The sequence below is a fragment of the Arthrobacter sp. U41 genome (assembly GCF_001750145.1).
Lineage (GTDB): Bacteria > Actinomycetota > Actinomycetes > Actinomycetales > Micrococcaceae > Arthrobacter.
In genome coordinates, this window is sequence record NZ_CP015732.1 from 3059119 (window position 1) to 3072271 (window position 13153).

General features: G+C 61.4%; 12 protein-coding genes. 7 read left to right on the forward strand and 5 right to left on the reverse strand.

The window, feature by feature from the left end:
- Window positions 1-47: 47 nt before the first annotated feature.
- Together ASPU41_RS13890 and ASPU41_RS13895 are read left to right on the forward strand one after the other, a co-directional pair.
- Entirely contained in the window at window positions 48-722 is a 675-nt protein-coding gene (locus ASPU41_RS13890) for a TetR/AcrR family transcriptional regulator (protein WP_069951415.1), read from the forward strand.
- Window positions 723-882: 160 nt separating this feature from the next.
- Window positions 883-1197, forward strand: coding sequence for a transposase (locus ASPU41_RS13895; protein WP_069951416.1), 315 nt, complete (start codon window positions 883-885; stop codon window positions 1195-1197).
- 1337 nt (window positions 1198-2534) lie between these two features.
- Here the strand turns inward: ASPU41_RS13895 and ASPU41_RS13900 are convergent.
- The 4 genes from ASPU41_RS13900 to ASPU41_RS13915 form a co-directional block, all read right to left on the reverse strand.
- Window positions 2535-3287, reverse strand: coding sequence for a maleylpyruvate isomerase family mycothiol-dependent enzyme (locus tag ASPU41_RS13900; protein ID WP_069951417.1), 753 nt, complete (start codon window positions 3285-3287; stop codon window positions 2535-2537).
- Complete coding sequence (locus tag ASPU41_RS13905) at window positions 3287-4108, reverse strand: fumarylacetoacetate hydrolase family protein (protein ID WP_069952700.1); 822 nt, start codon at window positions 4106-4108, stop codon at window positions 3287-3289. Before ASPU41_RS13905 ends, ASPU41_RS13900 begins: the two co-directional genes overlap by 1 nt.
- A 437-nt stretch (window positions 4109-4545) precedes the next feature.
- Complete coding sequence (locus ASPU41_RS13910; protein ID WP_069951418.1) at window positions 4546-5523, reverse strand: NAD(P)H-quinone oxidoreductase; 978 nt, start codon at window positions 5521-5523, stop codon at window positions 4546-4548.
- 77 nt (window positions 5524-5600) lie between these two features.
- The gene (locus tag ASPU41_RS13915; protein WP_069951419.1) at window positions 5601-6299 is read right to left on the reverse strand and encodes an SDR family NAD(P)-dependent oxidoreductase; all 699 of its coding nucleotides are present in this window, start codon (window positions 6297-6299) and stop codon (window positions 5601-5603) included.
- Between the two features lie 323 nt (window positions 6300-6622).
- Here ASPU41_RS13915 and ASPU41_RS13920 point away from each other — a divergent pair, with 323 nt between their 5' ends.
- The 4 genes from ASPU41_RS13920 to ASPU41_RS13935 all read left to right on the forward strand — a co-directional run bounded on the left by ASPU41_RS13920 (window position 6623) and on the right by ASPU41_RS13935 (window position 11162).
- Complete coding sequence (locus ASPU41_RS13920; protein ID WP_069951420.1) at window positions 6623-7609, forward strand: tripartite tricarboxylate transporter substrate binding protein; 987 nt, start codon at window positions 6623-6625, stop codon at window positions 7607-7609.
- 75 nt (window positions 7610-7684) lie between these two features.
- Window positions 7685-8161 (forward strand): tripartite tricarboxylate transporter TctB family protein, encoded by a 477-nt coding sequence (locus ASPU41_RS13925; protein WP_197515655.1) that lies wholly within the window; start codon window positions 7685-7687, stop codon window positions 8159-8161.
- A 1-nt stretch (window position 8162) separates the two neighbouring features.
- A complete protein-coding gene (locus ASPU41_RS13930; protein ID WP_069951421.1) occupies window positions 8163-9689 on the forward strand; it encodes a tripartite tricarboxylate transporter permease in 1527 nt (508 codons plus the stop codon).
- 63 nt (window positions 9690-9752) lie between these two features.
- Window positions 9753-11162 (forward strand): MmgE/PrpD family protein, encoded by a 1410-nt coding sequence (locus ASPU41_RS13935; protein WP_069951422.1) that lies wholly within the window; start codon window positions 9753-9755, stop codon window positions 11160-11162.
- A 16-nt stretch (window positions 11163-11178) separates the two neighbouring features.
- Here the strand turns inward: ASPU41_RS13935 and ASPU41_RS13940 are convergent, their stop codons facing one another.
- Window positions 11179-12135 (reverse strand): NADP-dependent oxidoreductase, encoded by a 957-nt coding sequence (locus ASPU41_RS13940; RefSeq protein WP_069951423.1) that lies wholly within the window; start codon window positions 12133-12135, stop codon window positions 11179-11181.
- A gap of 137 nt (window positions 12136-12272) precedes the next feature.
- Between ASPU41_RS13940 and ASPU41_RS13945 the strand changes: the two genes are divergently transcribed.
- Window positions 12273-13127 (forward strand): alpha/beta fold hydrolase, encoded by an 855-nt coding sequence (locus ASPU41_RS13945; RefSeq protein ID WP_197515656.1) that lies wholly within the window; start codon window positions 12273-12275, stop codon window positions 13125-13127.
- The last annotated feature ends 26 nt before the right edge of the window (window positions 13128-13153 follow it).

Consider the following 13153-nt stretch of genomic DNA (forward strand, 5'->3'; position numbering starts at 1 on the left):
TCGTACGATGTACTATTGTCAAGCCTTTTGAGAGAGCGAGGAGACCCGTGTCTGCGAGGGAACAACGCCAGGTCGCGTCAGACGCGGGGTTGAGCAAGCAGCGGGTGGTGGTCGAGGCGGTCCGGCTCGCCGACCGCGAGGGGGTCGACGGGCTGAGCATGCGCCGGCTGGCTGGCGTGCTCGGTGCGGGCGCGATGTCGCTCTACCACTACGTGGCGAGCAAGGACGAGTTGCTGGACGCCATGATCGACATCGTGTTCGAGGAGATCGAGCTCCCGCCCGAAGAAATCGACTGGCAGTCGGCGATGCGACGGCGGGCGGTATCCGCCCGACAGGTTCTCGCACGCCACCCGTGGGCGATCGGCCTGTTGGAGTCGCGGACATCGCCGGGGCCCGCGAACCTCCGCCACCACGAAGCGGTTACCGCCTGCCTGCGAAGGGCCGGCTTCCCGGTCTTGATGGCGACACACGCCAACTGGTTGATCGACAGCTATGTTTACGGTTACGCCCTGCAGGCAGCCAGCCTGCCGTTCGACACCGCCGATGAGCTCGCGGACATGGCCAAGGACGTTTACCTGCCCCAGCTTCCTCCTGACGAGTTCCCCTACCTCAACGAGTCCGCCGCGGCGCTCGTCGCTGCCGGCTACGACCCGGCCGAGGAGTTCATCTTCGGCCTCGACCTCGTCCTAGCCGCCCTCGAGCCCCTGAGAGCCTCCGCATAGCGACTCTCACGGACAGTCGCGCGGCCCTCTGCACCGCAGTTCCGATCCATAACCGCCGTGTTGTAGTTTCTTCTACGACTCGGAGTCTCGAAACCTCTGTGTCTCGAATTGAACCGTACCGGGTTTGATGCCGCTTCCTTTTTTGTGAAGGATAGCGATTATGCCCAAGCGATACCCCCAGGATCAGCGTGCGCGTGCCGTGCGGATGGTCCTGGACCACCTCAGTGAGTACGACTCCGTTTTTGCCGCCTGTTCCGCCATCGGACCGAAGCTCAATATTGGCAGGGAGTCCCTGCGCCGGTGGGTTCTCCAGGCCCAGATCGACGCGGACGAACGCCCCGGCGTCACCAGCGCCGAGCAGACCCGGATCAGAGAGCTGGAGAGCGAGAACCGGGAACTGCGGGAGGCAAACGAGATCCTGAAGAAAGCCTCGATTTTCTTCGCGAGGGACCTCGACCCTCGCCGCCGCAAATAGCTGGATTCATCTACGAACTGCGTGCCGATGGCCACGGTACTAGCACCCCCGAGCCGCCGAGCAATCTCTCGATCATCCACTCCCGTTCAGGTGATGCCCACCCAGCGTCTGAAGGTGCGCCGCCCGGTTATGCAGAGGTCCGCCGATCGGATCATGAATAGTTTAAAGGGAGGTGACGTCGTGATGGAGCGTCCAGAGGCTGAGCACGCCGTGCTGCATGCCCAAGACTCGGCAACGGGCGCGTGCGGGACCCGGTTGCAGCCGCGGTTGAACTTCTCCAGCAGGATCAAGTCTTTTCAGGGCAAAGAAGTGCCGCACCCTGTCGATGCGGGGTGCGGCAGTTTGGGGAGGCCGCGGGTGGGGAGAATGGGGGTGTGGACAGTGTCCACACTTTGGGTCCCGGACTGGGCCGTACCGGTGCCGGACTGGCCCGGATTCCGTATGTTTCGGCGGGAGTCCAGTGTTTGCAAGGGCTGGAACCCGGTTCGAGTCCCACCTCGGGCACAGTGTTTCCGCAGGTCAGGGGCCTTTTTGGTATTTTTCGTGTGCACAGTGTGCACACTCTCGCCTCTGATCTGATGTTCCGGGTGTGTGGGGTCCCGGAAACGGCCTATTCGGTTGTTAGGGGAGCGGCTGACTACGGCAGGCCGGGTGCCGCCCTGCGGGGTGCGTTCTGGGTGTTCATCCTCGTTCGTCCTTCCGTCGGGTTTTCGCGTTCACTACTTCATGGTGGCCAGGGCCGACTACAACATGACTCGCTGAATATTTTTTGGATCGGCCCAGGTTTGCGGCTGGTCCCAGAATTTCCGCTCTGATACCTGTTCATACAGGAACGCGGGGGGAACCGCATGACATGGCCACTGATCCGGAGCAGGTCATGAGCCAGTTGAGCCTGCCCAGTCGGCAGGCGGGGCGGGCCTCGAGGGCGAGTGTGTCGGAACTGGTGGGCTTTGCTGCCTCTGCCTTCCCACCAGTCAATCCGACCGCCGCAGCCATCATTTTCCCCGTCATCGCCGCATCCGGATTCTGGGTATCCGGCGTCGCTGTCCTCGCTGGTCGACCGTCACCGACACCTGCAAACCATCCATCAGTGCCACCAGCTGCCGTGCCTCCAGCTGCCGTGACGCTGCGGGCTGGCACCGCCCCGGGCCTCAACCTGCCTCGACGATCCAGATCGGAAGCGGCTTGGCTGACAACTTCTCGGACTCACTCGTAGCGTCTTTGAAATACTCATGCGCGGGATGCATCGGGTTTGTCGACTCGGCTGAACGCGATGTGAGGAAAGCCCCCTCGATTGAGGGGGCTTTCCTGGTCATGATGGGCTTAGGTGGTGGGGCTCAGATCCATTTCGCGGCGGCCGGGACCGCCACAGGCGCAGCCGCGCCGTCGACTGCGGTCACACCGGCGCTGCCCCGGCCGGCCGCCCACTCGACGACGGACGCCAGCGGTCCTGAGACGACCGTCGGCGACGCCGACGTAGCATTTCCGAACGCCAGATCGCGGTCGGTCACTTTGATGAGGAGTCCCGTGTCGGTGCCGCGGGTGTGCCAGGCGCCGGTGATGTCCTTGAGGAGCCGGTCCAGCACGGGAACCGGAATGTCACGGAAGCTGGCGCCGTTGTCGAGATCGACGGCGTGCATCCACACTTCGCGGCTGCGCATCCAGACGGTTTCCGTGGCGGGGACTTCCCGGTCCTGGATGGTCCGGACTGTGTGGTGCCAGGCGTCCTCGGGCAGGTCCCGCCATTCGACGTTGAGGTGCACGGCGGAGTGGTCGAAGAGGTGCCGTAGCGCGATCGGACTCAGGGTCGCCCCAAAGTTGATCTCGTGGTCCCGGACCGCGGTGGAGGCGTACATCGGGGTCTCCACCCCGGTGACTGCCCACTCCACGAGCCGGGCGATGGCCCGGGCGTTGTAGCCGATGTGCGCGGTGATGTGGCGGCGGGTCCAGCCGGGAAGCAGCGAATCGCCGTCGAGCTCCGCGTCGGAGAGTTCGTTGAGCTTGCGGGCGAAGAACGCCGTGCCGCGGCGCGCCTGCAGCAGGGCCGCCAGCAGCTCCGGGTCCGTCGTCTGGTCATGGCGGGCGACCATCAGGCTTCCTTGACCACGCGGTTCTTCAGCTCTCCGAGGCCCTCGATGGTGGTGACCAGGAGCTGGCCTTCCTGCAGGTAGCGCTTCGGGTCCTGGGCGTGGCCGACCCCGCCGGGGGTGCCGGTGGCGATGACGTCGCCCGGGTTGAGGGTGATGATGGTGGAGATGTAGGAGACCAGGAACTCGGGGGTGAAGACGACGTCGTTGGTGGGGGTCTGCTGCTGGATCTCGCCGTCGACCGCGGTGGTCATCAAGCCGCCGCTGAACTCGTCCTTGGTGACCAGTGCCGGGCCGAACGGGGTGGACTTCTCCCAGGTCTTGCCCTGCAGCCACTGGATGGTGCGGAACTGGTAGTCGCGCATGGACACATCGTTCAGCACCGCGTACCCGGCGATGTGGTCCGCGGCGTCGGCTTCGGCGATCCGGCGGCCCTTCTTGCCGATCACGACGGCGAGCTCGGATTCCCAGTCGACCGTGTCGGATTCCTGCGGCAGGGCCAGGTCATCGTTCGGGCCGATCAGGGATTCCTGGTACTTGGCGAACAGGGTCGGGAACTCGGGGACTTCCCGGCCCATTTCCTTGATGTGGTTGCGGTAGTTGTGGCCCACGCAGATGATCTTGCCCGGGGAGGGGACAACGGCGTCGAGGTCCGCGCCCTCGAGGGGGTGCTTGGCGCCGTTGGCGGCCTTTGCGGTGGCTTCCCAGTCCGGGGAGCGCAGCAGCTCTCCGACGTCGGCGAAGCCGTCGATCTCGGTCAGGGTGTCGCCGTCCTGGCGGACAGCCTTGGTACCGTTCTTGGTGCGGAGGGTGAGGAGTCTCATTTGTTGTTGCGTCCTTCGATGCAGGTGCGGACGGTGCGCTCGGAAGTCCGGGTTGGCCGGGCAGATTAGCGGAATGAGCGGAAGCAGAAAAGCGAAAAAGACGAAGATGAAGCCGGTGAACATAAAGACCACCAAACCCAGCACCAGCATCGCCAAGAACTTCTACACCTGCTCCACGGGGAGCCGGTTCTTCGAAGTTTGTCGGCTGAGCAGCAGCCCCCAGCAGGGAGTCCGAGCAGCCAGCCTCAACACCAGAGGCCGTCGCAAACGCCTCGTACCACCACGGTCTCTTGAGGGCACACAAGGCGCCGTCAACAACGGAAAGCAGGAGTTGGCAGGCCCACAATTCGAATTATTTCGAAGATCGTTGGGCGGCGCACGCATGCGCGTAGATGTCCTGCCATAGTCCGGGCGCGGCACGGTTAGTCGCCGGGACATTAGACGGTAAGCAGGACTTTGCCAATATGCGAGCCCGAGTCGAAGTATCGATGGGCGGCGGCTGCCTCGGCCAGGGGGAAGGTCTTGTCCACCTGCACTTGGACCTCGCCCGAAGTGACCATAGGCCAGACGTTTTTGGACAAAGCCTCCATGATGGCAGTTTTCTCCTGCACGGGCCTTGGCCGCAGCAGGGTGCCAATCACGCTGGCACGCTTCATCATGAGTGACCGGATGTCGAGTTCGGCTTTGGCTCCGCCTTGCAGCCCGATAATCACAAGTCGGCCAGAGAAGTTGAGAGCGTCGATATTGCGGGCCAGATACGTCCCGCCGACAACATCAAGGATGACATCCGCCCCCCGACCGCCCGTGGCGTTCTTGATCTCGTCAACGAAGTCCTGTTCCCGGTAGTTGATCAGGATGTCCGCACCCAGATGGGCGGCCGCGTTCAGCTTCTCCCTGGAACCCGCGGTGACAGCCACGGTGCCTCCGAAGGCCCTCACCAGCTGAATTGCAGTGGTTCCGATGCCGCCAGCGCCGCCATGGATCAGCACAGTCTCGCCAGGGGCGACGCTAGTGGACATGAAGAGGTTGGAATATACGGTTGCCATGGTTTCGGGCAGGGCGGCCGCGCTGACAAGGTCGACGCCCGCGGGGGCCCTGACCACCTGGCCCGAGGGAACGGCTACGTGCTCTGCATAGCCGCCACCGACCAGCAGCGCCACGACTTCATCGCCCACCGAAAACTGGTGGACACCGGAGCCGACAGCTGAGATCGTGCCGGACACCTCGAGTCCGAGAACATCTGTCGCCCCGGAAGGAAGCTTGTAGTTACCCTCGCGCTGCAGCGTGTCGGCTCGGTTGAGGCCGGCTGCGGTAACGGCGATGAGCACTTCGCCGGGTGCGGGAACCGGCACAGGCATCTCTTCGATTGCGAGTACTTCAGGGCCTCCTGGTCTATTTGCGCGAACTACCCTCATCGATACCTCCAGTAGATGTCTGCCGCCCGGTTGGGTGTGCAGGAGTGTCATTTGATTCGAGCGTTGGGTTAGGCAACTCAGATTCCTGCCATGCCCACTGTCTTGCCACCGCAAACGTACAGGGCCTGCCCGGTCACGAAACCGGATCGATCGTCGAGGAAATGAAGCACGCTGTTGGCTATGTCCTCGGGCTCCCCCATCCTTTGCACCGGGATGGAGTCAATGATCTCCTGCGTTCTGGGGGCGCCGGGCGGGTTGGCTGCTTCGAACATCGCCGTCCGAATTGGGCCCGGGCCAATTGCGTTTACGGTCACTCCGTGTCTTCCAAGTTCCAATGCCCACGTCCGGGTTAGCCCCAGCAGTGCCGCCTTCGACGAGGCATAAGCTGTTCTGCCTTCCTTGCCCAAGGCCGCCCGGGATGAAATATTGACGACGCGCCCGAACCCGCGCTCTTTCATGGCGGGCAGGACGGCCTGCAGGCATTGAATGGCTGAGCGCACGTTGACTGACCACGTCAGTTCTAGGTCCTCCATGCTGACGGTTTCGATGGAGGCGACCTTTATCATTCCGACGTTGTTGACGAGCCGGTGGATCGGCCCGTCCGCCAACGCCTCCTGCAGCACCTCGGCGGTAGCCTCGGGATCCGACAAATCGGCTCTCAACTTGGAGCCGACGCGGTCTATCACGACGGGCTCGTAGCCCTCTTGCAGGCAGCGCTCTACGATAGCTGCCCCAATTCCGGACGCTCCACCCGTCACCAATACGCGTTCCTTCATGTTTCTGTCCTGACTTCGATGATCTTTCAATGAGCAACGCGCTTCAGCAGACTGGAACTTGAGAGCGCGGTCCGTGATTCCCGAAACGAGTCAAGCAGAGGGACCCCCGGGATGGCAATGGGATCCAATAATCCATTTTCAGCCCGATGTAGGCGCTGTAGGAGAAGAGGAGGTAAGTCCCAAATCCTCGCACATGGTATGCAAAAATGTGACTTGACTTACATCTCAAGGGCCCCATAGCCTCTGTTGGACGGAAGTTTTGATAGTGCACTTCTATCAGCTGACGGGTCAGCAACGAAGCTCACACCTGAACTGGAGACCTCATGAATAAGAAATTCACCCGCACGGCACGTATGCTCGCCGGCGTCGGAGTTATGTCTGTTGCAGTCGTAGCCTGCGGCAGTACGGCAGGCACCCGATCAGCTGAAGGGTACCCCACCGAAAATATCCGCTTCATTATTCCCTATTCCGCCGGAGGTCCGACCGATGTAACGGCCCGTGCCCTTGCGCCGTGCCTGAGCAAGGAGCTCGGTCGGTCAGTCGTCGCTGAGAACGTAGCGGGCGGCTCCGGTGCTCTGGGGATGCAGAAGCTGATCGGCTCCAAGGCGGATGGACATACCGTGGCGATTGTGTCGACTGGAATGACTGTGCTGACGCCGCTGGTCAATGATCTCGACTATTCGAAGGATGACATCACGCCGATCGGAGTCATTTCCCATGTACCAATGAACCTGGTGGTCGGAAAGGACTCGTCCTACAAAGATGCCAAGGCATTCATTGATGCAGCCAAGGCTGATCCGGGTAAGCTCACCGTTGCTGTATCCGGATCATCCACACCGCAGGCCATCGAACTGCAGCGGCTCGAGGACCAGTATGGCGTAGACATCACGGTTGTGCCGTTCGATGGCAGTGCAGGAGCAACAACGGCAGTTCTGGGCGGCCACGCGGACGCAGCTTTCATCAACGATGCGCCCGAAGTCTCGGCCAGGGTCGAAGACGGTTCGTTCAGGGCACTTGCAGTCTCTGCCGAAGAAAGGCAGAAGCACCTGCCGGATACGCCCACGCTTGTCGAGCTCGGTTACCCTGACCTGACCCTGGCGGTTACTACATATGCGCTTGCGGGCCCGGCGGGTCTGCCAGGCGACGCCACCTCCAAACTTGCGGCCACCCTGGAGACGTGCCTTAAGGACCCGAAGACAGTCGAGATCATTGGCGCACGCTTCGTCCCTGAAACGTTTGATGACGCTGAAGCCCTCAAGGGGATACTCGATGAGGGCGCGGCTGTCTACAAGACGATGCTGAAGAAGTAAGTCGCGCCAGTAGAGAGAGGGCGGAGCATCATGGCCCCTGCGGCAATGAGCAGTGCACGAACACAGGAGACAAAAGTGTCCGCAACGCCTGTCCATACACAATGGCCCCGCGTCATTCCGATCGTCCTATTGCTGGTTGGCGTGGCTGTAATGGTTGGCGCTTATCAGCTGTCTTTAGGGCAACTAAACAAACCGGGACCCGGATTGTGGCCGTTTATCCTCGGAATGTTTCTTACAGTGATGGCAGGTGTCCTCCTGGTTGTCCAGGATCCCACCGAATGCGAACGCTGGAACCGCCGGGCGTTGTACATCGCCGGGGGTCTGGCGAGCTTAGGTATCTTTATCGTCCTTTTTCAGGCGATCGGTTTCCTCATCCCGGCTTTCCTCATGCTGACCTTGTGGCTGAAGACTTTCGGCGAGGAACCGTGGAAGCTGGCGGTACCGCTAGCCGCCGCCGGTTCCGTTGTGATGCATTTTCTCTTCGTAGTGGCGTTGGGCGTTCCGTTCCCCAAGGATGTCGTCGTTACTCTATTTTCAGCTTTGGGAGTCTGACATGGACGCGTTGAACAATCTCGCCTTGGGGTTCTCTGTGGCCTTTGACCCCATGAACTTGTTGTATGTATTCATCGGTGTGACGGTTGGTACTGCCATCGGCGTTTTGCCCGGTCTTGGTCCGACGGCCACGATCGCCCTTCTGCTGCCTCTGACGCTCACGCTTGATCCCACGGCTGCGGTCATCATGCTGGCCGGCATTTACTACGGCTCCATGTATGGAGGAACAATAACCTCCGTGTTGTTGCGCTTGCCGGGCGAGGCCGCCTCGGTGGTCACGACGTTTGACGGCTATCAAATGGCTAAGCAAGGACGTGCCGGAGCTGCTCTCGGTATCTCAGCCATTGGCTCCTTTATCGGCGGAACGGCGTCGGTTATTGGTCTGGTCTTCCTTGCTCCGGTGCTTGCGGACGCGGCGCTCGCTTTCGGTCCACCCGCTTTCGTGGCGCTCATGGTTCTCGGACTCTTTCTCGTCACCTCGCTGGGTACGGGTTCTACGGTCAAGGCGCTGTGCATGGCTGCAGTGGGGCTCCTGCTCTCAGCGATTGGCCAGGACCTGGTAACGGGCAAGCCCCGCTTCACCTTCGGCCAGACGTCCCTGCTCGATGGTCTGGACTTCGTCGCCGTCGCCATGGGCTTGTTCGGCGTTGGCGAGATTCTGTACAACCTGGAGCAGACAGAAAAAGTCCAGGCCTTTACCTCAAAAATAAAGAACATCCTGCCCACGCGGAAGGATCTCAGGGACTCTTCCGGAGCCATTGCGCGTGGTTCCGTGCTCGGCTTCTTCATCGGCATTCTCCCGGGCGGAGGCGGCGTACTTTCTTCGCTGGCGTCCTACGCGATGGAGAAACGCCGGGCTAAGGATCCAAGCAGGTTCGGGAAAGGGGCCATCGAGGGGGTTGCAGGACCGGAAACCGCCAATAATGCATCCTCGACGTCGGCTTTCATCCCCCTGCTGGTGCTTGGAATTCCGTCGAACGTCGTGCTGGCGCTGCTGTTCGGTGCTTTGCTGGTTCACGGCATTACGCCAGGCCCGCAGATGATGACCAATAACCCCGAGGTCTTCTGGGGCGTCATTGCATCAATGTTCATCGGCAATCTGATGCTGCTTGCGCTCAATATACCCTTGGTCGGTTTCTTCGTTCAGCTGCTCCGTATCCGCGCCGGCATACTCGTCACGTTTGCCTTGCTGGTGGTCATGGTAGGTGTCTTCTCGATCAGCAACGACGTGTTCGACATGTGGGTAGTGCTCGTGTTCGGCGTGCTCGGATGGCTAATGAAGAAGACCGGGTTTGATCCGGGCCCCTTGGTCCTGGCCTTCGTTCTTGGACCAATTCTCGAGACCTCCGTGCGGCAGTCGCTACTGCTCTCGGGCGGCAGCTTCGGGATCTTTGTAACAGATCCGATCTCGCTGACTATCTTCCTGGTACTGGGCGCAGGCATTATCTTCGGATTCGTCAGCAAGCGCCGCCGTCGCCCGATGGCACTGCTTGCCGCCAACAAGCCGGAAAAGATGCCCGCAGAATAGCGCCCGCGTCCAGGAGGAAGTCCGTCAACTGGTGCGTCACAAACTGGGACAGGAAGTCAGAAAATGATCGTCGCCGAACCGGGACCAACCATCCTTGCCCAACTTGCTGATTACGTTGACAGTCTCAGCTACGACGCGATACCGCCAGACGTCACCGAGCGTGCCAAGACGGTCTTATTTCATAACCTCGTCGTTGCATTGGGGGCGAGGAACCTAAATATTCCCGGGCAGGACCGGGTGAACTGGCCGGAGGGCGCGCCCCGCACGGTGACAGCGACACGGTTGACCGACGGTTGGAGGGGACCGAACGAAAGCAGTTTGTACACCAACTCGCTGCTCATGGGGGCTCGCGCCCAGCACGACGAGCACCCCGGTTCGGTAAGCCACTTCGGCAGCTGCGTCATTCCGCCTCTGCTCGCCGTGGCGGAAAACCGTTCCCTGGGCGGCCGGGCATTCATCGTCGCCATGATTGCCGGCTACCAGGTGGGCGCCGGCATCGGTGGCAGCTCCGTGGGTGCAGTAACACGGCGCGGGTTCCGCCCTACTGGCCTGTTCGGTCCATTTGCCGCAGCGGCCGCTGTCGCGAAGGCGCACGGGGGAGGGGCGGCACAAATCGCCAACGCACTCGCCATTGCGGCCAGCTCTGCAGCGGGCATCACGCAAATGTGGAGACGCGGAACGGATGAATGGCGCTACCAGACGGCGGCTGCGGCAAGAAACGGTTTCTTCGCGGCAACTTTGGCCGAGGAAGGGGTTCAGGGTGCGCCGGATGCCATTGAAGGTGCATCCGGCTTCCACCGGGCCTTTGCCGGTCAGGATCCAGCGGACGGGGATGAAATTCTGGGCAGCCTGAACACGTGGGCCGTGAGCGATGTCATTCTCAAGCCGTTTCCGGTATGCGCGATCAATCAGGCTGCCGTCCAAAGGATCGTTGAGCTCAGAAGTAGATACGGGTTCGGGGCTGAGGATGTGGACGAGGTCGTCGTCGCGGTGAGTCAAAGTGACAGGTCCTATCCAGGAGTCGACGCGCGGGGTCGACCACCGACAGCCACGGCGGCAATGATGAGCATGCAGTTTGCCCTTGGGGTGGCGCTGGTTTACGGGAGCGTCGACGTCGGCCACCTCGCCGAGCACGGAAATCCTTCCGTGCTCGGCGCTGCGGCGAAAGTGAGACTCGAGACCGGACCGGCTGAACCGGGGGACCACCGGGCTTCGGTGCGGATACGCCTGCTTGACGGTCAGCGCATGGATTCGGGTCCGGCCCGCGCAGTTGAGTACGATCGCGACGGCATCATGGACCTTGCCCGTCACCTGCTGCCTGCCTCAGGGCTTTCCTGGTCAGAAATGAGTGCGGTGGCGGACTTCGTCTATAGCTTGGAGGACCGCGATGACGTGGGACAGTTGCTGCCACTTTGCCTTCCGTCCCGGAACCGGCACGGTGCGCTTGCCCCTAAGCCGGATTTGTTGGCATAAGCACCCGCGCTCGGGTCTAGGGCGTCAGCACGATTTTTCCTGTTGTTCGGCCAGTCTCACCCAACTCGTGGGCACCGCGGGCGTCAGACAATGGAAGGACCGCCGAGACGTGGGGGCGAAGTTCTCCCGAGTCCACCAGCCGTGCAAGCGCCTTCAGGCCTTCAGCGTCCGGTTCAACGACCACCAAGGTGTAGCGGACGCCGGCAGCAGCAGCCGCCGCCGCCGTCGGGCCGTGCCTTCGGGGAATCAAAGAAACCAGAGTGCCTCCGGGGCGAATAAGGCCGACAGAGCGTTGTCCGGTCTCTGCGCCGATCAAATCAATGACAACGTCCACCTTTGAAAGGCTTTCAACGGAGTGGGCTTCCGTGTAGTCCAGCACTTCGTCCGCGCCCAGGCTGCGGACGAACTCATGCTTTGAACGCCGGGCTGTGCCGATGACGTATGCTCCGCGTGCCTTTGCGATCTGTACCGCTAGATGGCCGACGCCGCCGGCTGCTGCATGGATGAGCACGCGTTCTCCAGCCAGCAAGCCGGCGGCATCAACCAAGGCCTGCCATGCGGTGAGACCCGCCAACGGCAAGGCCGCAGCCTGAATGTGGTCCAAGCGTGCCGGCTTGCGGGCGAACTGGCGGGCGGGTCCGGCAACATACTCTGCGTAAGCCCCCGCCTGTTGAGGGAAATGGGGCATTCCGAAGATCTCGTCGCCCGGCTGGAAGAGAACGGAACCTTCGGCCACCTCCTCAACAACGCCGGAGACATCGAACCCCAGGATCGGGGGGTTCTTCCACAGCCTCCTGCCGCCGGTAGCCCGGCTCTTCCAATCTGTCGGATTTACCCCGATTGCTTTGACACGAATCAGGACTTCGCCCGGTTGGGGGGAAGGCCTGTCCACTTCAATTTCCCGGAGGACCTCAGGTGGGCCCCAGCTGGAAGGACTGACGGCTCGCATACGCGGCCGAAGCTCAACATTCATTAGAGGCCTCCTTGTGAAAAACCCTAATGGCAGGGGTTGTGAGCGGAACCACATCAGTGATGTAATGATAGTACACTTCATTAGGAGTGAACTATCAAAAGTCTCTCTCTGAGATGGTTGTGATGAAAGGAAGCAGAGTGACTTTCTACCCGGGAGTATCCCAAGGTACCGTCAACGTCGACGGCGTCGAAGTGTCGTATTACGACACCGGTGATAAGGAAAGGGGCGGAGCACCCATAGTCCTCCTTCATGGGACAGGTGGGAGCGCGGAAAACAATTTTGCTGCCCTTCTGCCCATGTTGTCGTTCCGGCACCGGGTGTTGGCCCTCGATTTCGTGGACGACCTCCCCGACAGCTCCGGGCCGCTGTCCGTGGATCACTTTGTCAGTCAGGCCTCCGCGGTCATCCAGAGGCTGTCACCAGGCCGACCCGTCACGCTTGTCGGCTATTCACTCGGCGCTGTCGCTGCCGCTGTAGTGGCCGCCGAGCAACCCGAACTGGTCGGAAACCTGGTTCTGGTCGCAGGTTGGATGAAAACCGACGAACATCAGAAACTGCGGAATTCAGTCTGGCAGCAGCTTCACGATTCGGGGTCCGAGGCATTGGCGGAGTTCATGCTCCTCACCGCTTTCAGCTCCCGGTTCGTCGCCACCCGACAGCCCGGCGAACTCCAGAAGCTCCTCGCAGGCATCAAGAGCGCTCCCAGCAGGGCGCGCAAGATGCGCCTCAATAGAACGGTTGACATCTCGTCGAAGTTGTCAGGCATTAGGGCCCGGACGCTCGTCATTGGATGCTCCGACGACCAGATGGCTCCCATTCGACACAGCCATGCCCTGTTCGGCGCAATCAACGACTCCCGTTTTGTCGAGATTTCAAGTGGTCACGCCGTGGTGCATGAGCGACCTGCTGAACTCTTTACTCGCATTGACAATTTCGTTCAGGGACACGATTCCGAAGATGCCGGGGCCGTTCTGGCCCCCGTCCATGCATGAGCCAGAATCAGAGAAACGAGGAGTAC